The organism is Stutzerimonas stutzeri, assembly GCF_051028275.1.
Classification (GTDB): domain Bacteria; phylum Pseudomonadota; class Gammaproteobacteria; order Pseudomonadales; family Pseudomonadaceae; genus Stutzerimonas; species Stutzerimonas stutzeri_AS.
Genome location: NZ_CP069269.1, coordinates 1,141,736 through 1,166,001 on the forward strand (window position 1 = coordinate 1,141,736; position 24,266 = coordinate 1,166,001).

The 24,266-nt window shown below is 60.0% G+C and carries 18 protein-coding genes; 3 read left to right on the forward strand and 15 right to left on the reverse strand.

The features are described 5' to 3' along the window. Positions 1-8 precede the first annotated feature (8 nt). The 4 genes from JQR87_RS05245 to JQR87_RS05260 all read right to left on the reverse strand — a co-directional run bounded on the left by JQR87_RS05245 (position 9) and on the right by JQR87_RS05260 (position 5,965). Positions 9-1,421, reverse strand: coding sequence for a di-heme oxidoredictase family protein (locus JQR87_RS05245; RefSeq protein ID WP_407291915.1), 1,413 nt, complete (start codon positions 1,419-1,421; stop codon positions 9-11). Between the two features lie 174 nt (positions 1,422-1,595). Continuing rightward, positions 1,596-2,939: an imelysin family protein gene (locus tag JQR87_RS05250; protein ID WP_407291913.1), complete on the reverse strand. Its 1,344-nt coding sequence runs from the start codon at positions 2,937-2,939 to the stop codon at positions 1,596-1,598. Positions 2,940-3,129: 190 nt separating this feature from the next. Next, a complete protein-coding gene (locus tag JQR87_RS05255) occupies positions 3,130-5,190 on the reverse strand; it encodes a putative bifunctional diguanylate cyclase/phosphodiesterase (protein ID WP_407291911.1) in 2,061 nt (686 codons plus the stop codon). 151 nt (positions 5,191-5,341) lie between these two features. Then, positions 5,342-5,965 (reverse strand): TetR/AcrR family transcriptional regulator, encoded by a 624-nt coding sequence (locus JQR87_RS05260; RefSeq protein WP_407291909.1) that lies wholly within the window; start codon positions 5,963-5,965, stop codon positions 5,342-5,344. A 476-nt stretch (positions 5,966-6,441) separates the two neighbouring features. Here JQR87_RS05260 and JQR87_RS05265 point away from each other — a divergent pair, with 476 nt between their 5' ends. Next, positions 6,442-8,373 (forward strand): methyl-accepting chemotaxis protein, encoded by a 1,932-nt coding sequence (locus JQR87_RS05265; RefSeq protein WP_407297817.1) that lies wholly within the window; start codon positions 6,442-6,444, stop codon positions 8,371-8,373. A gap of 213 nt (positions 8,374-8,586) precedes the next feature. Here the strand turns inward: JQR87_RS05265 and JQR87_RS05270 are convergent, their stop codons facing one another. From JQR87_RS05270 to puuE, 8 genes are all read right to left on the reverse strand, one after another. Continuing rightward, the gene (locus tag JQR87_RS05270) at positions 8,587-9,408 is read right to left on the reverse strand and encodes a DUF5020 family protein (protein ID WP_407291907.1); all 822 of its coding nucleotides are present in this window, start codon (positions 9,406-9,408) and stop codon (positions 8,587-8,589) included. A 76-nt stretch (positions 9,409-9,484) separates the two neighbouring features. Continuing rightward, the gene (locus JQR87_RS05275; protein ID WP_407291906.1) at positions 9,485-10,984 is read right to left on the reverse strand and encodes a nucleobase:cation symporter-2 family protein; all 1,500 of its coding nucleotides are present in this window, start codon (positions 10,982-10,984) and stop codon (positions 9,485-9,487) included. Positions 10,985-11,195: 211 nt separating this feature from the next. Then, a complete protein-coding gene (locus JQR87_RS05280) occupies positions 11,196-12,746 on the reverse strand; it encodes a cation:proton antiporter domain-containing protein (RefSeq protein ID WP_407291904.1) in 1,551 nt (516 codons plus the stop codon). A gap of 158 nt (positions 12,747-12,904) precedes the next feature. Then, a complete protein-coding gene (locus tag JQR87_RS05285) occupies positions 12,905-14,254 on the reverse strand; it encodes a nucleobase:cation symporter-2 family protein (RefSeq protein WP_407291902.1) in 1,350 nt (449 codons plus the stop codon). 204 nt (positions 14,255-14,458) lie between these two features. Beyond that, a complete protein-coding gene (locus JQR87_RS05290) occupies positions 14,459-15,745 on the reverse strand; it encodes a urate hydroxylase PuuD (RefSeq protein ID WP_407291900.1) in 1,287 nt (428 codons plus the stop codon). Between the two features lie 136 nt (positions 15,746-15,881). Beyond that, positions 15,882-16,406, reverse strand: a complete 525-nt coding sequence (locus JQR87_RS05295; protein ID WP_407291899.1) for an ureidoglycolate lyase — start codon at positions 16,404-16,406, stop codon at positions 15,882-15,884. A gap of 180 nt (positions 16,407-16,586) precedes the next feature. Beyond that, on the reverse strand, positions 16,587-17,102 hold the full coding sequence (uraD, locus tag JQR87_RS05300) for a 2-oxo-4-hydroxy-4-carboxy-5-ureidoimidazoline decarboxylase (protein ID WP_407291897.1): 516 nt from the start codon (positions 17,100-17,102) through the stop codon (positions 16,587-16,589). Then, entirely contained in the window at positions 17,099-18,031 is a 933-nt protein-coding gene (puuE, locus tag JQR87_RS05305) for an allantoinase PuuE (protein WP_407291895.1), read from the reverse strand. Before puuE ends, uraD begins: the two co-directional genes overlap by 4 nt. Positions 18,032-18,381: 350 nt before the next feature. Here puuE and uraH point away from each other — a divergent pair, with 350 nt between their 5' ends. Beyond that, the gene (uraH, locus tag JQR87_RS05310) at positions 18,382-18,735 is read left to right on the forward strand and encodes a hydroxyisourate hydrolase (protein ID WP_407291893.1); all 354 of its coding nucleotides are present in this window, start codon (positions 18,382-18,384) and stop codon (positions 18,733-18,735) included. Between the two features lie 496 nt (positions 18,736-19,231). On the opposite strand, the gene JQR87_RS05315 is transcribed toward uraH, so the two are convergent. After that, a complete protein-coding gene (locus JQR87_RS05315; RefSeq protein WP_407291891.1) occupies positions 19,232-20,578 on the reverse strand; it encodes an NCS2 family permease in 1,347 nt (448 codons plus the stop codon). Between the two features lie 371 nt (positions 20,579-20,949). Here JQR87_RS05315 and JQR87_RS05320 point away from each other — a divergent pair, with 371 nt between their 5' ends. Next, positions 20,950-21,705, forward strand: coding sequence for a GntR family transcriptional regulator (locus tag JQR87_RS05320; RefSeq protein ID WP_407291888.1), 756 nt, complete (start codon positions 20,950-20,952; stop codon positions 21,703-21,705). A 235-nt stretch (positions 21,706-21,940) separates the two neighbouring features. On the opposite strand, the gene guaD is transcribed toward JQR87_RS05320, so the two are convergent. Beyond that, positions 21,941-23,248, reverse strand: coding sequence for a guanine deaminase (gene guaD, locus JQR87_RS05325; RefSeq protein WP_407291886.1), 1,308 nt, complete (start codon positions 23,246-23,248; stop codon positions 21,941-21,943). A 133-nt stretch (positions 23,249-23,381) separates the two neighbouring features. Further along, positions 23,382-24,230 carry a xanthine dehydrogenase accessory protein XdhC gene (xdhC, locus tag JQR87_RS05330; RefSeq protein ID WP_407291884.1) on the reverse strand — a complete coding sequence of 283 codons (849 nt, stop codon included), beginning with the start codon at positions 24,228-24,230 and terminating at the stop codon, positions 23,382-23,384. Positions 24,231-24,266 lie beyond the last annotated feature (36 nt).

The window sequence follows — 24,266 nt, forward strand, 5'->3', positions numbered from 1 at the left end:
ATGCGTTATTAGAGTGACTCGAGAAAAGCCAGCAGCGCGCTGCGTTCGTCCTGGTCGAATCCAAGCACGGTCTGTTTGGCTTTTTCGCCCTCGCCGCCATGCCAGAGTATGGCTTCGAGCAGGTTCCGCGCGCGGCCGTCATGTAATAGCTGGGTGTGGCCGCTCACAGTTTGGGTCAGCCCAACGCCCCAGAGCGGAGGCGTGCGCCACTCGCTACCACTCGCCTCGAATTCGGGCCGGTTGTCAGCGAGGCCTTCACCCATGTCATGCAGCAACAGGTCCGTGTAGGGCCGGATTACCTGATTCGCGAGTTCCGGCTCTGCAGCGTTGCCCGTTGTGAACTCAGGCACATGGCAGCTTTGGCAGCCGGCACGATGGAACAGCGCCTTGCCCGCCAGCACCTGGGGGTCGCCGACGTTACGCCGAGCCGGTACGCCCAGGTTGCGCGTATAGAACAGCACCTGCGCGAGGATGTGGTCGCTGACTTCTGGCTCGCCTCCGTTAGGCATCGCCAGGCAGTCGGTCTGGGCCTCGGTACAATTACGGCCGCTGAACAGGGTGGTGCTCAGCCCCATGTCGTTGAAGAAGGCATCGGCGTTCTGCTGGTTAAGGCTTGGCTGACCCGCTTTCCACCCGAAGCGACCAATGACTGTGCTGCGAGAGGCCTGATCGAACACCTTATTGGGTCGCCCCGAAATGCCATTGCCGTTGCGGTCGTCCGGATCGGCATTGGCCAGTATTGCCGATTCAGGAATCGCCTCGAGCAGTCCCAGGCCGATCATGGGCGTTGCTACGCGAATCGAGAATTGGGTGTCCGGATGCATCGGGCCGTAACCCAGGTCGCTGATTACCAGTTCGGGCTTACGCAGTTCGACTTCAAATCCGTCAGCGAAACGCTCGATATGCGTGCTGTAGTTGAGGCGAACCTTGGCTTCGGGCGCCACCCCGGGAATGGCCATGTCCTGCAACTGACCGCCGTAGGTGGGCTCCGGTGCGATGCCACGTTCGCGCACAACCTCGGCATGTTCGGGGCCCGCCGGAATCGAGAGACGGACCAGCATGGACACTGCGTTGCCTCGCTCGGCTTCTGCCGGGCGGCCACGACCGTCCTTGATATGGCAGCTTTGGCAGGCATTGGTGTTGAGCAGCGGCCCCAGGCCGTCACGAGCGGTGGTCGAAGATGGCGCAATGACCCAGGGATTGCGGAAGAAACTGTTGCCCACGCTGAAGTCCAGCCGCCGCACAGGCGAAAGATTGGCAGAAGGCATCGAGAAGGCGTTTTGGTCGGACTTCATGACGGTTGCGTCCCCGCCGGAAAGTGCTTCGCCCGGCTCTGCCTGGTCTAAGCGCGGCGTGTCCTCGCATGCAGCCAGGGTAAGGAGCAGCAGAATGGCAAAAGTGGTACGGGAAAGCGGGCGCATCGATAGTCCGAAGCCTAAACAGGACAGCAATCGTAGCAGTCTACGGGGTCCTGAATAATATCAATTTGCATTTGGCTTATGGCCGACTGGGCCGATTCTCTGCCGAAGGGCAGTCACTACGCGTGTCTTGCCGGAAGGGGGCGGCATTGCGCCGCACCCCAGTGGCACCGCTGATCAGAACTCGTGGTCTGCGGTATCCGGGTTGAGGTCGCTGATGCCCAGCGCAGCGGCTGCTTTTTCGATCGAACCGGTTTGCTGAACCAGAGCCGCGATCGCAGCGCGAACCTTTGCCTGGCCTTCGGCATTGTCCGGACCGATCAACTGATCGAAGGCTTCGCCGTTTTCGGCACTCTCGACGAGTACTTGCAGTTTGGCTTCGGTGGTTTCGAGATCGCTCTTCAGCGTGCTGTTGACCTCAGGCGCAGCGCCTTCCACTAGCGACGCCAGGCTTGGGCCGGTCACTTTAGTGCCGTCGATTCGCTCATACTCGCCCAGATAGACATTACGGATGCCCTTGGCGTTGTAGAAGTGCGAGTTGTGCGTGTTGTCGCTGAAGCAGTCGTGTTCGTCTTCCGGAGAGTTTGCTTCCAGTGCGACCTTCATGCGTTCACCTGCCAATTCTCCCAGCGACAGGCTGCCCATCCCGAAGAACATCTTGCGCAAGCCGTTTTCCGCCGACTCTTTTTCCAGGCTGGCGCGGTAGTTGTCGGCTTTGCCCGCTTCCCACTCTGCAACCATTTCTTCAAGGTCGCTTACCAGCAGCTCAGTTGCGGCTTTCAGATAGGCGCGACGGCGATCGCAATTGCCGCCGGTGCAGCCTTCGCCTTCGATGTAGTCGCTGACCGGACGATCGCCAGCACCGGCATTTGTACCGTTCAGATCCTGGCCCCAGAGCAGGAATTCAATGGCGTGATAGCCAGTCGCAACGTTGGCTTCGGAACCGGCCAGTTCGTTCAGGCTAGCCAGCTTCTCGCCGGTGATCTCAGTGACGTCGATCTTGTCTTCGCCGATCTGCAGTTCTTTGTTAGCGATGATGTTGGCGGTGGCACCCGGGTTGCCCAGCGCATGCTGATAGTCACCCTCGACATAGTCGATCATGCCTTCGTCCAGCGGCCAGGCGTTGACCTGGCCTTCCCAGTCGTCAACCACAGGGTTGCCAAAGCGGAACACTTCGCTCTGCATGTAAGGAACGCGGGCGGCGACCCAGGCCGCTCTGGCGGCCTGCAGGTTTTCCGGGGTCGGGTTGGCAAGCATGGCGTTTATCGCGTCTTGCAGTTTCAATGCGGCGCTGTGTGCATCGCTGAAGACCGCGTGTGCGATATCGGCGTAGTGCTTGACCACTGCCTGGGCCGCTTCGCTCTTCACAGTCTGTGGGGCAGCCGCGGCCGGTTCGCTCTGGGTTGTGGCAGGTTGCGGCGCAGCAGCCTGTTCGGCCGGTGCTTTTTCTTCGCCGCAACCAGCGAGTGAAATGGCGACAGCCAGAAGGCTGGCGGTAGCCCAGACGGGAGTGCGTAGCATGGCGGGTTCCTTTGCTTGCAGGGTGGGAAGAGTCTGTTGGCAAGAGGTTGCGACAGACGGATGCAGAGCATAATGCGAAAGATTTGCATTTTGTGCAAAGAAATTGCTGGGTGCAGATCGCGACTGCGATTTATTGGTGCCGCCAGGAAGTTGTCTCCGAACGCCGGTCTGAGCTCACCGGCTGGTGCGTCTATAGCGGCTCGGAATTGAACGTGCGCTCGGTACTCATGGACTGACGTAACAGGGCGGCCAGTTCCAGCGCCGGGACGGGCTTGCTGTAGTAGTAGCCCTGGCCCTCGTTGCAGCCTTCGTCGATCAGGTAGCGCTCCTGCTCGGCTGTCTCCACGCCTTCAGCAATGACCTGCATGCCGAGGCTCTTGGCTAACTGGATGATTGCGCGAACGATGGTGGCGTCGCTCTCGTCGGCCTCCATGTCGCGAACGAAGCTCTTGTCGATCTTGATTTTGTCCAGAGGCAGGCTCTTCAGGTAGCTGAGCGAGGAGTAGCCGGTACCGAAATCATCGATGGCGATCAGCGCGCCGGAGCGACGCAGGCTGTGCAGGTTACGCGTGGCCGCCCCGATGTCTTCCATAAGTCCGGTTTCGGTCACCTCGAGCTCAAGGCTTTCCGGTGGCAGGCGATGGGCGCTGATCAGGTTACTGATGACCAATGGAAGTTCGGCATGGTGCAGTTGGACGGTCGACAGGTTTACAGCCATGCGCAGATCGCTGAAGCCTTGTTGATGCCATTCGCTTAATTGCCGGCATGCCTGATCGAGCACCCACTCACCGATCGCGATGATGCTGCCGTTCTGCTCGGCAAGCGGGATGAATACGTCTGGCGGAACCATCTTTCCGCTGGGGTGCGACCAGCGCAGCAGTGCCTCGACACCTGTGATGCGTTTGAGTCGGTAGTCGATCTGCGGTTGGTACACCAGTCGAAACTCGCCGCGCTTTACCGCGCCGCTGAGGTCCTTTTGCAGCTCTCTGCGTTCGCGCATCTCGGTGTCGATGCTGGCCACGTAGAACTGATACCGGTTTCGTGCGCGCGTCTTCGCCAAGGTCATGGTCTGTTCGGCTTTTTGCAGCAGCTTTTCGGTGCTATCGCCGTCCTCGGGGTATAGCGTGATGCCGATGGTGGCGCGCAAGCGGATGTCCTGCTGTTCGAGCAGAATGGGCAGCTCCAGTTCGTCGAGAACCTTCTGCGCCAGCTCTGCCGCTTCATAGGGCTGTTCGAAGCCTGAAAGCACCAATACGAACTGATCGCCGCCCAGTCGCGCCAGGGCGCCAAGCCGCCCGCTCTGGTTGCGCAGCCGCTCTGCCAGCGCTATCAGCATGCGGTCGCCGTTCTGGTAACTGAATTGCTCGTTGACGCCCTTGAAATCATCCAACCCAAGGCAGAGCACTGCGACCCGACGCTGAAGGCGGCCGGCCTCATTGAGGATGTGATCGAGCTGGTGTTGCAGTTGAAGTCGGTTTGGCAGGCCCGTAAGGAAGTCGTACTGGGTCATGCGCTCCAGATTGCTCTCGGCCGCGTGACGTAACTGCATATTGCGTTCGATGGAGGAGAGCAACCCATTGGCGGTCTCGACCCAGAGCCCGAGCTCATTTTTTTCGTGGCCCTTGAGCATCGGCAGTTTGTGTTCGCCTGGGCGGTCTGGATTGATATTGGATAAATGCTCGATGAGTTTGGTCAGCGGGCGCGTCAACAGCCATTCATAGATGAGGTAGAGCACCAGCCCCAATGTCATCGCGCGGAGGATGCCGACGACGAAAATCACCACCGAGTTGCTGACGAGCTCTTCACCATAGGGCGCGGTGTCGAGCGAGATGCGAAGGTCGCCGTAATATTCGTTATAGGGGGGGCGGCCTATCAACGGAATGGAGTACGCCTGATCGACGCCCAGTATCGGGTCTGTCAGCCAGCGCCACGGGGATGGTATCAAGGGGCGCGACTTGGAAGCGAGGGCTTCATCGCCGGGGTGGCTGATGGAGGCCTGATGGATCGATTCGTGTTGAAACAAACCCTCCATGACCTGGGTACCCATTTCACGGTCCAGGCTGTAAATCGCCTGTGTCGAAGGGTCGCGCGTCATCCTGAGGATTCGTTGGGCTTCGGCGCCGATCAATTGTCGGGTCTTGTACGCATCGAATACGATCTGGGCACAGCTCAGCACCAGTCCCACAGCAAGGGCGACTAGCAAGACAATACGTAACAGTTGTCGCGACAGGCTGTTGCGCAATACGGTCAAAAGAATTCCCTTTATTCGGGCCGGAGCTCAGGCAAGTATTGGTAGGCATAGATGAAACGTCAAAGGCCTGAGCGCGCTTTAGGCATAAAACGTTATCAAAAATGCTCAATTGGCTGCAGAACCGCCTATCTAGCAAGGCTGCATAGAGCGATCAGGCTTGCGCTGGCGCTTCCTTGACTTCGCAACCCTGGATCACCATTCGAATGATGGTCTCGGCAGCCGCTTCGTAATCCGCGTCGTCGAGGCTGGCTTTTCCGGTCACGGTGGAGATCTGCCAGTCGAAATCGGCATAGGTCTGGGTGGCCGCCCATATGCTGAACAGAAGATGGTTGGGGTCGACTTTCGCCATCTGCCCTTCATCTATCCAGCGCTGGATGCAGGCGATGTTATGGCTGGCCTGCGCATTCAACTGCTCGGCGCGCTCTGGGGGCAGGTGTGGTGCGCCGTGCATGATCTCACTGGCGAACACCTTGGAAGCGCAGGCGTGCTCCCGCGAAATGCGGATCTTGGTGCGGATATAGGCGCGCAACACATCGGCGGGTTGGCCGGGCTGGTTGAACGGGGCAGACGCCTGTAACAAGGGTTCGACAATGCTGTCCAGAACCTCGCGGTACAGGTTCTCCTTGCTCTTGAAGTAGTAATAGACGTTGGGCTTGGGCAGCCCGGCGCGGTCGGCGATGTCACTGGTCTTGCTGGCGGCGAAGCCTTTCTCGGCAAACTCCTCGCTGGCAGCACGAAGGATCAGTTCTTTGTTGCGCTCGCGGATACTGGACATAAGGCCTGTTCAATTCATGACCACCCAGCCTGGTGGCCTGCCGCCGCATCCTAGCACCGGCTTCCGAGCGGCCTCAAGACAGCTACGGGTCAGCTAAATCGCGAACCTGCTATGACGGAGCTGTCGGCCTATGGTGGGGAATCATTGCGTTTTGTGGAAGCTGCCGCCGCTAGGCAGGTTTATCCATAGCGCTCGCCGCACGGGAGCCATGACGCCGCTTTCCTGCTTATCGACCATCAGGAACCAGCCCAGCTCCGGGATGTAGCGGATGTTGATGAAGTGCTGCTCGCCCTCACTCTCATAAGCGAAGGCGCCTGGGCAGAGGTGCAGCCTGGCGTGATTACTCGATTATCTGCCCAACGGTGTTCAAGAGAAGCCGTAAGCGCCCGATAGCATAATGACGCCAATTTTATATTGTTGTATACATGCACGCATGGAAGTTGTGTACGTTAACTAAAACAACAGAGGTCATGACTATGCCTTTCATGCAACGCAGTATTCAGTGGCAGCTGATTGTCAGCATGGGGGCAGCTCTGCTCACCAGCACCCTGATCGTCATTCTTGTCTATTCATCAGCCGTCAATCGACTCGCTGAACGCTACCTCGTAGGCCAGGCGCTGCCGGCCAACATTGCGGCGATTCGGAACGACATCGAGCGTACGCTCGCTGCGCCCATCACTGCCACGGCCGGTATTGCCAACAACACGCTCGTTCAGGATTGGTTGCGTGAAGGTGAGAGTGCAGACCGAGCGGAGGCAATGGGTCGTTACCTGGACGGCGTAAAGGCTCAGCAAAACGCGCTCACGACTTCGATAGCAGTACTCGATAGTGGCAACTACTACTCCGAGTCAGGGCTCTCGCGGACACTTAACCGCAAGGTTGCCGGCGACGGTTGGTTTTACGGGCTGGTCGACAGCGGAATCAAACGGCGATTCGAGATCGACATCGACAAAGCGTCCCGTCAGCCGACCCTGTTCATCAATCAGCGGATCGAGGCGGGCGGCAGGACCCTGGGCGTCGCCGGGCTTGGCTACAGTCTCAAAAGCATGTCCGAGCTGATCAGCAATTTCCGTTTCGGTGAGCGCGGCGAGGTTTACCTCATCAACGCCGAGGGCCGCGTCAAGGTCCATCCGAAAACCGACAATAATGACCGAACTGAACTAAGCGCGTTGACCGGCACTGACGCCGCGCAGCAATTGCTCACAGGTACCCAGGGCGCAGTGCGTTTCGAGCGTGACGGCGAGGCGTTCCTGGCGATTGCCCAGCCGTTGGAAAGCCTGGGTTGGGTACTGGTCAGTGAAGTGCCGGAAGCGGAAATCTTTGCCGAGGCGCGCCGCACGTTGTGGACCATCAGTCTGATCGGCGCATGCATTGCCCTGTTCTTTCTCGGCCTCGTCGTGCTGCTGGCGCGCGGGCTGGTGAAACCGATCCGCCAGGTGACCAACGCGCTTGTCGAAATCGGCGGCGGCGGTGGCGATCTCACGCGTCGTCTGGACGAGAGCCGGGCTGACGAACTGGGTGACCTGGCGCGCGGCTTCAACCGCTTCATCGGTAGTCTTCGCGAATTGATAGGCGACGTGCTGAACACCAGCCAACAATTGCGCACCGCCGTTGGCCAGGTGACGCAGGTTGTCGACAACACCGCGAAGCGCGCAGGCCGCCAGCACGAAATGACTGACATGGTCGCGACCGCCGTGCATGAAATGGGCTTGACCGTGCAGGAAATCGCGCAGAACGCCAGCAGTGCTGCCCAGGCCTCACAAGGTGCACGTAGCGAGGCGATGGAGGCGCGCAAGGTGGTCAACGATTCGATTGCCCATATCGAAAAGATGTCCGGAGAAATCGGTCATGCTGCTGAGTCGGTTACCGATCTCGCGCAGCAGGTCGCCTCCATCGACAAGGTGCTGGCGGTGATTCGCAGCATTTCCGAACAGACCAACCTGTTGGCGCTGAACGCGGCTATCGAGGCTGCGCGCGCCGGAGAGATGGGTCGCGGCTTTGCAGTGGTCGCTGACGAGGTACGCACCCTGGCCAGCCGCACTCAAGCATCTACCGACGAAATCCAGAACATGATCCAGGGGCTCAAGAGCGGTGCTGAAAACGCGGTCAACTCCATGCACGCAGGGCAGGCTGCGACGGGCACTGGTGTAGAGGCCAGTCAGCGCACCGGCCAGTCGCTTGGCGCAATCACCGAGCAGGTCGAAGCCATCAGCGACATGAACACTCAGGTGGCCGCAGCGACTGAAGAGCAGAGCAGCGTGACCGAGGAGATCACCCGTAACGTGCAGGGCATCGCCGACCTGGCCCAGGCGACGGCGAGTGATGTGCAGGGCTGTCGGGAAGATTGTCATGAGCTGAGTCGCCTGGCCGATGATCTGAGCCGGCAGATGGGCAGCTTCAAGCTTTAACCTGAGCGGCGAGCGCGCCTGCCGTTTAGGGGCGCGCTGTGCTGCGGCATGGCGGTCGCGATTCGGTTATTCGACCCTCGTCCCTTGCCACCACGGGCTCCGATTTGCGCTTGATGGGAAGGTCCTTCGTCACGACATGACGACATAAAAAACGAGACCAAAAAAGCAGCCTTTCGGCTGCTTTTTTCTTTTCCATGCCCTTGCGGCAGTCGGTTAGAAGTGCGCTTTGACAAGCAGGCTGGCGGTGTTCTGGTTGGTGCCGCCTACCAGGTCGCTGACGAAGCCGCCATCCTCGATGCCGTACTTGTCGGACCAGTAATCGTATTCGATACCGACATAGAGTCTGCCGGGCTCGCCATCCAAGGCCTTGCCCAGGTCGTACTTGATTTGCGGGTTGATGTGCAGATTTTTCGACATGAAATCACCGCTGCGTTCGGAACCGGCATCGTTGACGACCCAGTCGATGAAGCCGTCGAAGAGGATGTCCGATTTGCCGACCGGGAATGTCATGGCCCAGGTCGGCGTGACTTGCCACTGGCCCGAAGCGCGGCGGGTGGTGCCGTCGGGTTTGCGATAGTAGACGTTGATAGCCAGCCGGTCGAAGCCGGGCACATCGAGGTCCACAGCGGGGCCGAGCAGATAGGTCTGGTTGGGCCGACCGGCGCTGCTCTCGCCGCGCTCGTAAGTGGCCGCCAGCAATACGTCTTTGACCGGGCCGAAGCTCACATCCTGGCCACTCAATTTGCCGAACGACAACCGCGGGCTGAACTCACCGTAGTAGGTGTGTCCTTCTTCGCCTGATAAGCCGTTGTACCACTTGCTGTCGACGAACAGGAACATGTCGCCCCAGCTCCAGCCGCTGGCATGCTCGAAGGTTACGGTTTGCTGGATTTCGCCGGCGTCGACCTTGAAATTTTTGCCGTAGAGGTAGCTGAGGCTGTTGTTCTGCCATTGGAGCATGCCATCGGCAAAGGCCGGGGCGGACAGCAGGCAGCCGGCCAGCGCCAGCGACAGTGGAGCGCGCTTGAAGGTCATGTTGATACCCTTTGGTTTTGTTGTTGTGATGAATGCAGGTGTCGCGCCCGGCTCGTGCAGGCCGGGCGCGGTGCGATCAGCCTGTAGGCGTCAGCTGAGCGGAAGGATCGCGTGTGGTGGCTTTCGGATGGACCTTCGTGTAGTCGGGGATATTCACCGCCAGGGTGTTGGTGCCGACTGAGTCCTCGATCAGGTTGTCCGGATCGTAATCATCCATTTCTTCCGGCTCGCGGGGCAGGAAGAAATTGAGCAGGATCGCGCTGAATGCACCGATGGTGATCGGCGAGCCAAAGATGTTCTTCAACACTTCGGGCAGATTGGTCAGCACCTCTGGTACCGCGGCCACACCCAGCCCGAGGCCCAGCGAAATGGCCACGATCAGCATGTTGCGGCGGTTGAGGCCCGCTTCGGCGAGAATCTTGATCCCGGCGATGGCAACCGTGCCGAACATGATCAGTGTGGCGCCACCCAGTACTGGCTTGGGCATCAGTTGCAATACGCCGCCGACGACCGGGAACAGCGCCAGCAAGATCAGAATGCCGGCGATATAGAGGCCGACGTGACGGCTGGCCACGCCGGTGAGCTGTATCACGCCGTTGTTCTGGCTGAAGGTGGTCATCGGCAAGCTGTTGAAGGTGGCGGCGAGCAGCGAACTGCAGCCATCACCGAGGATGCCGCCTTTGATCCGCTTCATGTACAGCGGGCCCTTGACCGGCTGGCGCGAAATCATTGAGTTTGCAGTCAGGTCCCCCGCCGTTTCCAGCGGCGTGATCAGGAAGATCACCGCAATTGGGATGAATGCCATCCAGTCAAAGGCGAAGCCGAACTTGAACGGCTGCGGCACGCTGATTGCCGGCAGGGTCGCGAGGCTGGAAAAATCCACCATGCCCATCATCCAGGCGGCAACGTAGCCGACCACCAGCGCGACTATTACAGCCGACAAGCGCAGCAGCGGGATGCCGAAGCGGTTGAGCACGATGATGGTGCCCAGGACCAGCCCGGCCAATGCGAGGTTGGGTAGCGCACCCGGGTTCTCGGCGCCATATCCACCGGCGATGTCGGTCATCGAAACCTTGATCAGCGATAGGCCCATCAGGCTGATGATGGTGCCGGTGACCACGGGCGTGATGATTCGGCGCAGCTTATCGATGTAGCGGCTGACGGCGATTTCAACGAAGGCAGCGCAAAAGCTGACGCCGAACAGTGTGGCCAGTATTTCCTCCGGGCTGCCGCCTCGATTCTTCACGATGAAGCCGGCCGCCAGAATCACGCTGAGGAAGCCGAAACTGGTGCCCTGCAGGCAGAGCATGCCGGCCCCGATCGGGCCTACACGCTTGGCCTGGATGAAGGTGCCGATGCCGGAAACGAACAGTGCCATGCTGACGAGGTAGGGTACATAGGCGCCTAGCCCCAGCACGCTGCCGATGATCAGAGTGGGGGTGATGACACCGACGAAGCTGGCGAGTACGTGCTGTATCGCGGCGAATGTTGCTGGGATCGGACCCGGGCGATCTTCGAGCTGGTAGATCAGGTCCTGGTTGGGAGCGTCACCGCTCCTGGATTCGGTTGCGGTCATGAGTCAAGCCTGCCATTCGTTATTGTTCGGTCATGGGCTTTCGAGGCTGCACGGACCTCGTAGACTGACCGCCGAAAAGCTGTTCGATCAGTCAGGTTGGGCTCGACTATAGCAACCTGTGAACAGCTCTTGAAACAATAAATTTATGGATTGTGCACAATTATGACGAGCGAGCACCGACAGCTCGTCGCGAGGCGGCTGTGCAGAGCCATCACCGATTGGCCTGAAGCTCTCGGGAAACGTTCTCGGCCAAGCCGGCACCGGCTTCGCTCATGGTGAGGTAGGTGCGGTCCGCGCCCGCTTCTTCGATCTGTTGAGCGATGTCTTCATACAACGCGTGCGAGACGATAAGCCCTTCGAATCCTTTGCCTCGCAGCTTGCGGGTGGAGATGATCTTCGCTTCGGCATCGTTCATGGCCAATATCACCGCCTCGACCTTGTTCATCTCCAGCCTTTCCCAGAACATCTGGTCTTCGGCGTCCGCGAACAGTACGTGGCGGCCTTTCTCGCTGCTCTTTTCAACGGTCACCGGGTCGGAGTCGAGGCTGATCAACCGCCAGCCCTGCGCTTGAAGGTGATCGTACGCAGCGCGTCCGGTACGGCCCATGCCCATGATCAGGATTTGCGCGTCGCCAAGGGACACCGGCTGTTCGTCTGGGTGGCGCGTGTTGCGCTCCAGCGGAATCAGGCGCCTGGCGAGGCGATCATAGAGGGGGTGCGAGATGCGATTGAGCTGCGCGGAAATGACGAATGACAAGGCCACCGTGATCGCCAACGGCGTGAGCCATTGCGGCAGCACGACGCTCGCGACGATGAGCCCGAATTCGCTGTAGTTGGTCAGGCTCGAGGCACTGAGAAATGCACTACGCGCACGTAGGCGGAACAGCAGGAACAAAAAGAAGAACAGCGCGCCCTTGAGCGGAAGTAGCAAGGCCACCGCGCCAGCGAAGAGCATGGCGTCCATGTCCGGCAAGCCGCCAATACCGATCTGCAGGAAGAAGCCGACCAGAAAGACTTCCTTGATCGCCCACAGCGAATTGGACAGTTCGGTGGCGCGCTTGTGTTTGGCCAGCATCGCGCCGAAGGCCAGCGCACCCAACTCCGAGCTGAGGCCGACGTGCTCGAACCCCAGACCGCCGGCGACCAGCGCCAGCATCAGGCCCAGCAGCACCATCAACTCCTCGTGGCCGCTGTAGTCGAGCAGCCGGAAGAGCAGCGGACGCAGCAACGGCAAGCCGAACACCAGCAGCGCCCAGGCAGAGGGCACCTTGCCGGCAGCGATGCTCATCACGACCAGGGCGATAAGGTCCTGAATGATCAGCACGCCAATGGCTACCCGGCCATGAAACGCTTTGAGCTCGCGCTTGCCTTCGAGCACCTTGGCCGCCAGCACGGTGCTGGAAAATGACAGCGCGATGGCCAGCAGCACGCTTTCGCGCCAACTGGTATCGAGAAAAACGAGGATAGCCGGCAGCACCACAAGACTGGATATGCCGAAGTGCAGCAAACTGCCGCCTATCACCTCGCGCCGCACCAGGTTGCTCAGCTTGAGCTTGAGACCAACGGTGAACAGCAAGAGCAGCACGCCCAGGTGCGCAATGTGTTCAAGGATTACGCTGTCGGTCGGGCCGACCCCGACGTGCTCACCAAAGGCGGCGAGGGCAAAGCCAGCGCCCAGATAACCAATCAGGGGCGGCAGCCCGATCGAGCGCGTCGCAAGGCCAAGGACGAATGCGAAGGCGATCCAGGTTGCTTCGATCATGGCTCAGTCCTTCTCGTTCAGGCGTACGGCATTGAGGGGCGGGGCATTTTAACGGCGGTACGTTGCTTGTCGAGTGTCGGGCCGTGGCCGGAAAAAGCAAGCCGGAAAAATGCAGGCCCGCACTTGGCGGGCCTTAAGGGGCGCTCGAAGTGGGCGCGTCAGGGATGCGCAGCGCCGGTAAGTGCCTGGCGTTCGGCCCCACCGAGGACGTTGAACAACAGATTGAGCGTCACGGCACTGAGGGTCGCCAGGGCTATACCGCTGTGCGTAATCGGCTCCATCCAGTGCGGCAGATGCGCGAAGAACTCAGGGCGAACCACCGGCACCATTCCCAGCCCGATGCTCACCGCGACGAGCAGTTGGTTGCGCCGGTCGCTGATGTCGGCTTCCTGAAGAATCTTGATGCCGGTGGCTGCAACCATGCCGAACATGGCGATGCCAGCGCCGCCCAGCACTGCCGCTGGAATCGAAGCCACCATGAACGCCGCTTTTGGCAACAGGCTCAGGCTGATGAGGAACAGGCCGGCTATGGCAGTGACGTAGCGGCTGCGCACGCCGGTCATCTGCACCAGGCCAATGTTCTGGGCGAAAGATGAGTGGGTGAAGGTATTCATGAAGCCTGCCAGGAACGTCGCCCCGGCATCGCACAGCAGACCGCGGCGCAGTTGCCTGGGATCGACCTCCTGACCGGTGATTTTGCCCAGCGCCAGAAACATGCCAGCAGACTCGACAAAGATGATCACCACCACCAGGCACATCGACAGGATCGGTGCGAGCAGGAACTGCGGCGCGCCGAAGTGATTCGGCGTGACCACCTGGAAAGCCGGCGCGGCGCTGATGCCGGAAAGGTCGACCATGCCCAGGCTGCCGGCGAGCACATAGCCCAACGCCATGCCGACCAACACGGAGACGTTGACCCAGAAGCCGCGCATGAACTGATTGATCAGCAGGATTACCGCGAGTACTGCCGCCGCCACCCCGAGGTAGGGCAGGGCGCCGAACTGGCCGGTGCCGCTACCGCCCCCCGCCCAGTTGACCGCGACCGGAAATAGCGAGAGGCCGATGGCGGTAATAACGGTGCCAGTTACCAGCGGAGGAAACAGGCGCACGATCTTGCAGACGAAGGGCGCGATCAATAGACCGAAGAAGCCGGCTGCGATGGTCGCACCGAAGATCCCGGTCATGCCGACACCGGGCATGCCTGCCATCACCACCATACTGCTGACCGCAGCAAAGCTTGCACCCATCATCACCGGCATGCGGATGCCCACCGGCCCGATGCCCATCGACTGCACGAGCGTGGCAATGCCGGCCACCAGCAGGTCGGCGTTGATCAGGAAGGCGATTTCCTCACGAGAAAGTCCGGCCGCCTGGCCCACGATCAGCGGGACGGCCACCGCGCCGCCGTACATCAGCAGCACGTGTTGAAAACTCACCAGCAGCATCTGCAGCAAAGGCAGTCGTTTCTCCGTGGCTGGTGCGGTCTCCCGCTCGGTCACATCGTTCATGCAAAACACCTCGGACGCTTTTGTTATTGGATGGTCGCGGTGGCCCCTCCGAACGTGCGGGGCCGGTAAAGGGTGCTCTATCGGCTGTCGCCGCTCGCTGGGCTTGATCTCGGGTTGTGCTGAAACCTCGTGTAGTGCTGAGTGGATTGGGTATCGAACAGGTGAAAAAAAGCCGCGCCCGGGAGCGCGGCTGATGAGCGGCGATCAGTCGATCGGTGCGCCCTTGTCGATCCAGGCGCCGAGCAGGTCGCGCTCGTCCTGGGTCATGTCGGTCATGTTGCCCAGCGGCATGATCTGGCTGGCCACGGCCTGTGCATGAATTTTCGCGGCCTGCTGACGGATCTGCTCCGGGGTATCGAACATCACGCCTGCGGGCGCTGCGCTGAAAAGCGGGCTGCTCGGCTGCGCGGCGTGGCAAACGGTGCAGCGCTCATCGATGATGCGACGCACTTCAGCGAACTCGCTGTTTCCACTTTGCCCGGCTGCGGCAGTCGCGGCCGTGCCAGCCTGGTCGGCGGGCGCTGCTGCAGCGGCCTGTTGAGCTTCGATGCTCTGCTCACGCGGACTGGTCGGCACTGCATTGGGCACGCCACCCTGGCGGTTAGGCGCGGTGACAAAGGCCAGGCAGATCATGCCGACTGCAGCAGCTGGCAGCGCCCAGGCGAAGCGATTGCTGTCATGACGTGTGTTGAAGTAGTGACGCACCAGCACGGCTAGGACCGATATGCCGGCCAGGATCGCCCAGTTGTACTGGCTGCCGTAGGTGCTCGGGAAGTGGTTGCTGATCATGATGAACAGCACCGGCAGCGTGAAGTAGTTGTTGTGGCGCGAACGCAACAGGCCCTTTGCAGGAAGGACCGGGTCCGGCGTACGGTTCTGTTCGATGGCGGCGACCAGTGCGCGCTGGGCCGGCATGATGATGCGGAACACGTTACCGACCATGATGGTCCCGATCAGCGCGCCGGTATGGATGTAAGCGGCTCGACCGCTGAACACCTGTGAATAGGCCCAGGCCGCAAAGATCACCAATACGAACAGCACCAGGCCGAGCAGTGCCGGTTTTTTGCCCAGGGGCGAGTCGCAGAGCAGGTCATAGACGAACCAGCCGATGATCAGCGAGCCAAAACCGATGGCGATCGCCATGGCGGGGGCCATGTCGCTGCCGGGTGCGATCAGATAGAGGGTGGGGTTGAGGTAGTACACGACCATCAGCAGGGTCACGCCCGAGAGCCAGGTGGTGTACGCCTCCCATTTGAACCAATGCAGATTCTCGGGCATCTGCGGCGGCGCCAGCTTGTACTTTTCCAAGTGGTAGATGCCGCCACCGTGAATCGCCCAGAGGTCGCCCGAAAGGCCGTCTCTAGGGTTTGCGCGGTTAAGGTTGTTTTCCAGCCAGACGAAGTAGAACGAGGCACCGATCCAGGCGATACCGACGATCATGTGTATCCAGCGAATAGTAAGGTTCAGCCATTCGGTCAGATGTGCTTCCACGATAATTACCTCTTGCACGGCTGGCACGCCAACCGTTGTTTCTTCTTATTCGACTCGTCGCAAGTGTCCGCTTGTTCCGACGCACGCATGCTTGGTAACGGCTAGCCACAGCCGCTCCCGGTCATGCCCTCGCTGATCAATAGGTCGCTTGGTCGGAGTCCCGGTGGGGGTCGAGGAGAAGCAGCTCGTCCTCTTTGAAAAAATGCTCGTCGCAGTTGTTGCCAGAACCGCTGCGATCGACCACCAGGAATTCATCCCGCTTTTCGATCGTCAGCACCGGGTGGTGCCAGACGCCGCGGTGGTAATTGACGCCCTGCCTGCCGTTGCTGCGGAAGGCGCGGACGTGACCCGGTACAGGTGCATCGCCAAGTGGCGCGACCACGACCAGAAAGGGGTTGCCGAGCAGCGGAATGAACGCCTGGCTGCCCTGCGGGTGTCGTTCGAGCATGCGAATGACCAGCGGCATTTCCAGCGCGTCGGCGGCGAAAATGCTGATGATGGCCTGGTCGTCCGGCTGCGCAGTCTGTACCGTCGCGAGCTTGTGATAGCGGCGGGTTGAGCCGTTATTGATCATGAAGTAGTCGCTGTCTTCGGTTTCGATTACATCACCGAAGGCGGCGAAGGCTTCTTTGGTCAACGGTTCGATTTTGAGTGTGCGCATGCGGTGCTCGTTGTCTTAAGTAAGTAGGAGCGAGCTTGCTCGCGATCCTGGGTTGAGTCATTCGCGAGCAAGCTCGCTCCTACGGTGTCATGTGTCCTATGTCTGAGGCAGTCCATCGTCGCCGCAGCCGTGACTCTTCACGTGTCGTTCTTCTCTTGGAGTCGTCCGATGGCCTCGCGCTTACATCGCCTGCAGACGGAACAGAGCGATCTTGTTGATTTCAGCCAGGGCGCGAGCGAACTCCTGCGCTTGCGAGTTGTGCATGCGCTCCTCGAAGGCCGCGAGGATCTGGTGTCGGTTACTGCCCTTGACCGCCATGATGAAGATGAAGCCGAACTTGGCTTTATAGGCGTCGTTCAGTTCGGTAAAGCGGGCAAACTCTTCGGCGGTGCATTCATGAATGCCGGCGCCGGCCTGTTCGGCGGTGCTTGAAGCGGTCAGTTCGCCGCGCACCGCCGCCTTTCCGGCGAGGTCCGGGTGAGCGTTGATCAATGCCAACTGGGTGTCGTGGTGAGCCGCGAGCATGGCCTGCGACATGCGTTCATGCATCACTTCGACGTAGTCGAGTGTCTCGTCGACGCCGGCCTGATAGACCGTATCGGCGACCCACGGCGAATGTTCGTACACATCAGCGAAGGTGGCGATGAAGGCGTCGCGGTCCAGGGTCGACGGTTTGATGGTCTTGAAGGGTGTCATTGGCTGCGCTCCTGAGTGAGAGGATGGGTCGAGTGCCAGTGGCGCGCGATGTCGACGCGGCGGGCGAACCACACCTGCTCGTGGCCCTTGACGTACTCGACGAAGCGCTGCAGCGCGGCCAGGCGTGCGGGACGGCCCAGCAGACGGCAGTGCATGCCAATGGACAGCATCTTTGGCGCACCCTCACAGCCTTCGGCATAGAGCACGTCGAATGCGTCCTTCAGGTATTCGAAGAAATCGTCACCCTTGTTGAAGCCCTGAACCTGGGTGAAGCGCATGTCATTGGTATCAAGGGTGTACGGGATCACCAGGTGCGGCTTGGCGGGCGTCGACTCCGGGTCCCAGTAGGGCAGGTCATCGTCATAGGTGTCAGAGTCGTAGAGAAAGCCGCCTTCCTCTCGTACCAGGCGACGGGTGTTCGGCCCGGTACGGCCGGTGTACCAACCCAGCGGACGCTCTCCGGTGATGTCGGTGAGGATGCGGATGGCCTCGAGCATGTGCTCGCGCTCCTGCGCCTCATCCATGTACTGATAGTCGATCCAGCGGTAGCCATGGCTGCAGATCTCATGACCGTCGGCGACCATGGCCTTGATCACGTCCGGGTGGCGCTGCGCCGCCATCGCTACGGCGAAGATGGTGAGCGGAATATCAAACTTGCGAAACAGCTTGAGCAGGCGCCACACGCCGGCACGGCTGCCATATTCGTAAAGCGATTCCATGCTCATGTTGCGCACGCCATGCAAGGGCTGGGCTGAGACCATCTCCGACAAAAACGCCTCGGACTCCTTGTCACCATGCAGCACACAACGCTCGCCCCCTTCTTCATAGTTGAGTACGAAGGACAGTGCGATACGGGCATCGCCCGGCCATTGCGGATGGGGTGGGTTATCGGCGTAGCCGATGAGGTCGCGGGAGTAGTCTGCGCTCACGATTGTGTTCCTTATTTGATCGGTGGGGCGCCGTTGTAAGTTCGGGCGACCGGCATGGAGCAATTGTATACAAAACGTTTTACGCTTTGTAAATCAAAAAACGTGAAATCGAGAGGGAATTCCCTGGTGTCAGGCTCGTCACTCGATACCTCGCAAGCCGTTCGGCCGATTGAAGCTGGGCTTAGAACGACCTGAGCTGGAAACAGGCTAAGGTGGTGCGACAGGATTGTGTACAAAAATAATAAAAACTGTCTTTATTTTCCTGTTTCAGATGCTATGCTCGAATCCATCTCCACCCATCACTACAAGAGGAGGCGAGCATTGGCGGATGATCCGCGATGCTTTGATCTATGGGACGTTTGACTACTCACGTACTGGATGCAGCCCACGGCTGCCCCGGCAGCAATATCCGCATCGAACTCTTTCGCGTCGAAGATGAACGCCTCGAGTTGGTGACGACACGCCAGACCAACAGCGATGGCCGTTGCGATTCGCCCCTGCTGGACGGCGACGACTATCGTTCCGGCGTTTACCAGCTACAGTTTTCCGCAGGCGACTATTACCGCGGGCGTGGTGTAACGCTGCCAGAGCCGGCGTTTCTAGACGTGGTGGTGTTGCGCTTTGGTATCAGTGCCGAGCAGGACCACTACCACGTGCCGCTCCTGATTTCGCCTTACAGTTACTCCACCTATCGCGGCAGCTGACTGCATCTGCACGCGCACAGCGACGCGGCAGTACCTTCTCCCATGCGTGAACTTTGACTCCCCTGAGTCCCCCGGCCCGCCTTGATGGCGGGTTTTTTTTGTGGAGCGCCTGGGCGCCTGGCTGATCAACGAAGCCGCACCAAGCGGCACTGGAACAGTACAGCGATTATTCAATTAAACCTGATTCGCTCTTTTGCCAGAGCGCCGATCGTGCACTGCGCCGTGGGCTTCCGATTTGTCGGCCAGCCTGCTGTGAAGCCAGTACCGCTCAGGTCAGGCTATGACGAGCACCGCAATATGAGGGGCGACCAGCTCTGGGAAACTGACCACGAGCGCTCCGCTGGCACCTAGCGCTCGGGTCTCACCCCGACTTATCTTGCCGCTTCCTGATAGGGTCGTTACCCACGCGATATCGAGGCGTTTCCAATCCCACTCCGCATCGCTGAAAAGTCGAAGGCCCCACCGCCGTAACGGAGGGGCCTTCGATTTTTCTGGTTTACAGGAAGGCGAACTTGGCGATGAAGATCACACACAGCACATAAAGGCTGATCGACACCTTGTCGCGCTGTCCGGTCAACAGCTTCAGCGTCGCGTAGGTCAGGAAGCCCAGGGCGATGCCGTTGGCGATGGAGAAGGTCAGCGGCATCATCACCACGGTGACGATCGCCGGGATGGTGTCGGTGTGGTCCTTCCAGTCGATATGCGCCATGCCGCTCATCATCAGCATGGCGACATAGATCAGCGCGCCGGCGGTCGCATAGGCTGGGATCATGCCGGCCAAAGGTGCGAAGAACATCGCGATCAGAAAGAGCGCGCCGACCGTGACTGCAGTGAGCCCGGTGCGGCCACCGGCGGCAACACCCGAGGCACTTTCGACGTAACTGGTAACTGGCGGACAGCCAACCAGGGCGCCAGCGACGCTGGAGGTGCTGTCAGCCTTCAGTGCACGGGAGAGGTTCTGGATCTTGCCGTCGTCGTCTACCAGATTGGCGCGGTGCGCAACGCCCATCAGGGTGCCTGCAGTGTCGAACATGTTCACGAAGAGAAACGCCAGAACCACGCTGACCATGGCGACGTTCAGCGCGCCGGCGATATCCATCGCCAGCCAGGTCGGCGCCAGGCTGGGCGGCATCGAGACCAGACCGTTGTACTCAACCAGGCCCATCGCCCAGCCGATACCGGTCACCACCAGCATGCTCAGCAGGATCGCGCCGAAAACGTTGCGGTGGCTGAGTACCGCGATCATCAGAAAGCACACCGCAGCCAGCAGGGCAGTGGGGTCCCCGAACGAGCCCATGGTCAGTAATGTGGCCGGGCTGTCGACCACGATGCCTGCGGTTTTTAACCCGATCAAACCAAGGAATAACCCGACCCCGGCACCCATGGCGAATCGCAAACTCATTGGGATGCTGTTGAGAAGCCACTCGCGCAGGCGGGACAGGCTCATGATCATGAACAGGATGCCCGATAGAAACACTGCGCCCAATGCGATCTGCCAGCTGTAACCCATCTCGCCGACAACGGTATAGGTGAAGAAGGCGTTCAGGCCCATGCCAGGTGCCAGGCCTACCGGCCAGTTGGCATACAGGCCCATCAGCAGACAGCCGAGCGCCGCACCGATACAGGTCGCGACAAACGCTGCGCCGTGGTCAATGCCTGCATCAGCCATGATGTTGGGGTTGACGAAGATGATGTAGGCCATGGTGACAAAGGTTGTCAGGCCAGCCAGCAGTTCTGTTTTGACTGTGGTTCGGTGGGCGCTGAGTTTGAAGAATCGGTCGAGCAAGCCGGGGTTTTTCGGCTGCAGGCCGAGGGCCGGCTGTTCCTGCTTGGTGCTTTCCACAAGGTGTTCCTCATCGTTCTTGTTTTCTTATCACCCAGAGCGGTGCTCTTGAGGGCAGGTGATGGTGAGGGCTCGTCCTGTTCGGTTTTTTTTGACCGAAAGGTCAGGAAGGCTTGCCGCGATTATGCTTTTGTATACAAAAAATGCAACACGATTTGCAGCGTTTCAGGTGGTTAACAGGAGGCCAGGCGAATAAGGTGCAGTGGTCATCGGGCTCAAAAAACGAAGCGCACACTGTTCTGGTGTGAACTATGCTCTTGATTGTGCACAATTAATCTCGACTTATTTCGCTGTTTCGCCCTCAGCCACTGCCAGTTGGGGCCCGAAAGGCAGTAAAGTTCGGTCTGCCGACATTTCCGACTCGAGTCACCATGAACGAACAGTTGCAGCCTCTCAAGAAGCCGACGCGAAGCGGCAATGCCCGTACCGGGACCCAGGACGACATCGTTTACGCCCATATCTTTGATGCAATTCTCGAACAGCGACTGGCGCCGGGCACCAAGCTCAGCGAAGAGGCGTTGGGTGAGATATTCGGCGTGAGCCGCACCATTATTCGTCGAGCCCTGTCACGGCTCGCCCATGAAGGCGTCGTGTTGCTGCGCCCCAACCGTGGCGCTGTCGTTGCCAGCCCGAGCGTGGAAGAGGCGCGACAAATCTTTTTTGCCCGCCGGCTCGTCGAGCGCGCCATCACGGAGCTCGCTGTACAACACGCCACCACCGAACAGCTGGGCGAGCTGCGGCAGATGGTGACCAACGAGCAGGATTGTTTCGCCCGAGGCGATCGCGGGGCCGGGATTCGTCTTTCCGGAGAGTTTCATTTGAAGCTGGCCGAAGCCGCAAAGAATGCGCCGCTGGTCAGCTTCCAGCGCAGCCTCGTATCACAGACCTCGCTGATCATTGCGCAGTACGAAAGTGGCAATCGCTCGCATTGCTCGTTCGATGAGCACAACGAGTTGATCGATGCTATTGCTGCGCGGGACAACGACAAGGCGGTGCGCCTGATGATGCATCACATGGATCACATCGACAGCAAGCTCAACCTCGATGAAGACAGCGCGTCCGATGATCTGCACGCCGTTTTCTCACATCTGACCTTGGCGAAGAAAAAAAACCGTAGCGGCTGCTGATCCCTCTCGCACAATCGGCTCGGAGCGTTTGGTGACTGGGCCGCCCGTGTCGCTCAACGCTGAACTCGTCATTCAAACAGGGCGGCCTTCGGGGCCCGGGTCCTGTGCAAAAAAAGCGACATCCACCCTACGAGCGGCGCTTCTGACTCGAGCCGTAGGGTGGATCACGCTTCACCGATCCACGCACTAATCGAACGTGGAAACGATGTTGATGTTTACGTTCGGGATCCGCTGTTCAGCCCATCTTGCGGTGCACTGAAACCCCGGCGGCGTAAGTTTCCTTTACCGCACGGTCGTCGCCCAGAATCATCAGGGCGAAGAGTTTTTCCTGCAGCGTGGTGGCCTGGCTCAAGCGGTAATCAATGAGCGGTGTGGCTTTGTAGTCGAGCACAACGAAGTCGGCGTCCTTGCCCGGTTGGAGATTGCCGATCTTGTCCTCCAGATAAAGCGCCCGCGCGCCTCCAAGGGTTGCGAGATACAAGGCCTTGAACGCGTCGAGTTTCTGCCCTTGTAGCTGCAGCACCTTGTAGGCCTCATTGAGGCTTTGCAGTTGGGAAAAGCTGGTGCCGCCCCCGACGTCCGTACCCAGTCCCACGCGCACGCCATAGCCTTCTACTTTCGCCAGATCGAAAAGCCCGCTGCCGAGAAACAGATTGGATGTAGGACAGAAGGCGACCGCCGAACCGGTCTCTCCCAGACGCTTGCACTCCTCGTCACACAGATGGATGCCATGGGCGAAGACTGAGCGCGCGCCGATCAGGCCGTGGTGGTCGTAGACGTCTAGGTAACCGCTGCGCTCGGGAAACAGCGACTTGACCCACTCCACCTCCTGCTTGTTTTCAGAAATGTGGGTGTGCATGTAAAGGTCTGGGAATTCGGCGAACAGCTTGCCGGCCAGGGTCAGTTGCTCAGGCGTGCTGGTCGGTGCAAAGCGCGGTGTGACGGCGTAATGCAGGCGTCCCTTACCGTGCCAGCGCTCGATCAGCTCCTTACTGTCGGCATAGCCGGACTCGGCCGTGTCGGTTAAGAAGTCCGGCGCATTGCGATCCATCAGCACCTTGCCGGCGATCATGCGCAGATTGAGCTTTTCAGCCGCTTCGAAGAAGGCGTCCACGGACTGCTTGTGCACGGTGCCGAACACCAGCGCGGTAGTGGTGCCGTTTCGCAGCAGCTCGCCGAGGAACAGCTCGGCCTGCTCGCGGGCGTGAGCCATGTCGCTGAAGCGACCCTCGTTGGGAAAGGTGTAGGTTTCCAGCCAGTCCAACAGTTGCGCGCCATAGGAGCCGATGACGCCGACTTGCGGGTAATGGATGTGGGTGTCGATGAAGCCGGGCGTAATCAGTGCGTCCGGGTAATCCACAACCTGAGTGCCGGCTCTAAGGGTCGGGAGCAGGTCAGCCGCATTGCCGATCTGGGCAATCTTTCCATCCTCGACAACCAGCAGCCCGTCTTCGAAATACTCGTGGGACTGCTCTATACCCACTTCCCGTGGGTCGGCGAGGCAGTGGAGCAGGGCGGCACGGTAGGCTTTGGTGCTAGACATGATTGTTCTCAAAGATCGTGATGAATGTGTGATCCGCCCGGCATCAAGCTCTGATCCCGAAGGCTTGGGTTCTATTGCTGGGCGCCAGCTTGCTGGCGACCCCTTCGCTAGATGCGTTTTGCCTTGAGGCGGCTCAGCCCGGCTGCGATCGCCGTGACGCCGGAACGAGCATCGGCACCGGCTTATCCGTGTCTGTGGTTTTTTCACCGAAATGCGCGTTGTAGGTGGCGATCACTTCTCCGGCAATGGAGACGGCGATCTCCACCGGCAATTTCCCTTTCACCTCGGCAATGCCCATCGGGCAGCGCATGCGCTGGACGGTGTCGGGCTGGAAGCCTCGATCACGCAGGCGGTGTTCAAACTTGGCGCGTTTGCTCTTCGAACCGATCAGCCCGTAGTAGGTGAAGTCGTTACGTTCGAGGATGGCAGCCGTCAGCTCCAGATCGAGCTGGTGGTTGTGGGTCATGACGATGAAATAACTGCCCGCAGGCATCTGGGCCACTTCATCGACCACCTCGTCATTGACCACTTTCTGCACCCCCGCCGGGATCTGTGCCGGGAATTCGCCTTCCCGCGAGTCGATCCAACGCACCTTGCACGGCAGGCTGGCGAGCAACGGCACCAGTGCGCGGCCGACGTGGCCGGCACCGAAGACAGCGATATGCGCCTGCGGCTGGCCCATGGGCTCGAACAGCAACACCGTGGCGCCGCCGCAGCACTGGCCGAGGCTCGCGCCCAGGGAAAAGCGCTCCAGACGGGTTTCACGGCTACGGCTCTCCAGCATGTCGCGGGCGATCTGCTGTGCCTTGTATTCCAGATGGCCGCCGCCGATGGTGTCGTACAAGCGCTCGCGGCTGACCACCATCTTCGAGCCGGCATTGCGCGGCGTCGAGCCGCGCTCCTCGATGATGGTCACCAACACACAGGGTTCGCCTTGTTGTTGCAGGTCGGCGAGTGCTTCGATCCAGGACAGGTTGCTCATGGCTTGGTCCTTCGTAGGGCGGAAAACCGCGAAGCG

Bases quoted from the DNA above. Each gene is read 5' to 3' on its own strand.
- JQR87_RS05245 (WP_407291915.1), bottom strand. From the start codon at position 1,421: ATGCGCCCGCTTTCCCGTACCACTTTTGCCATTCTGCTGCTCCTTACC.
- JQR87_RS05250 (WP_407291913.1), bottom strand. From the start codon at position 2,939: ATGCTACGCACTCCCGTCTGGGCTACCGCCAGCCTTCTGGCTGTCGCC.
- JQR87_RS05260 (WP_407291909.1), bottom strand. From the start codon at position 5,965: ATGTCCAGTATCCGCGAGCGCAACAAAGAACTGATCCTTCGTGCTGCC.
- JQR87_RS05265 (WP_407297817.1), top strand. From the start codon at position 6,442: ATGCCTTTCATGCAACGCAGTATTCAGTGGCAGCTGATTGTCAGCATG.
- JQR87_RS05270 (WP_407291907.1), bottom strand. From the start codon at position 9,408: ATGACCTTCAAGCGCGCTCCACTGTCGCTGGCGCTGGCCGGCTGCCTG.
- JQR87_RS05275 (WP_407291906.1), bottom strand. From the start codon at position 10,984: ATGACCGCAACCGAATCCAGGAGCGGTGACGCTCCCAACCAGGACCTG.
- JQR87_RS05280 (WP_407291904.1), bottom strand. From the start codon at position 12,746: ATGATCGAAGCAACCTGGATCGCCTTCGCATTCGTCCTTGGCCTTGCG.
- JQR87_RS05285 (WP_407291902.1), bottom strand. From the start codon at position 14,254: ATGAACGATGTGACCGAGCGGGAGACCGCACCAGCCACGGAGAAACGA.
- JQR87_RS05295 (WP_407291899.1), bottom strand. From the start codon at position 16,406: ATGCGCACACTCAAAATCGAACCGTTGACCAAAGAAGCCTTCGCCGCC.
- uraD (WP_407291897.1), bottom strand. From the start codon at position 17,102: ATGACACCCTTCAAGACCATCAAACCGTCGACCCTGGACCGCGACGCC.
- uraH (WP_407291893.1), top strand. From the start codon at position 18,382: ATGGGACGTTTGACTACTCACGTACTGGATGCAGCCCACGGCTGCCCC.
- JQR87_RS05320 (WP_407291888.1), top strand. From the start codon at position 20,950: ATGAACGAACAGTTGCAGCCTCTCAAGAAGCCGACGCGAAGCGGCAAT.
- guaD (WP_407291886.1), bottom strand. From the start codon at position 23,248: ATGTCTAGCACCAAAGCCTACCGTGCCGCCCTGCTCCACTGCCTCGCC.
- xdhC (WP_407291884.1), bottom strand. From the start codon at position 24,230: ATGAGCAACCTGTCCTGGATCGAAGCACTCGCCGACCTGCAACAACAA.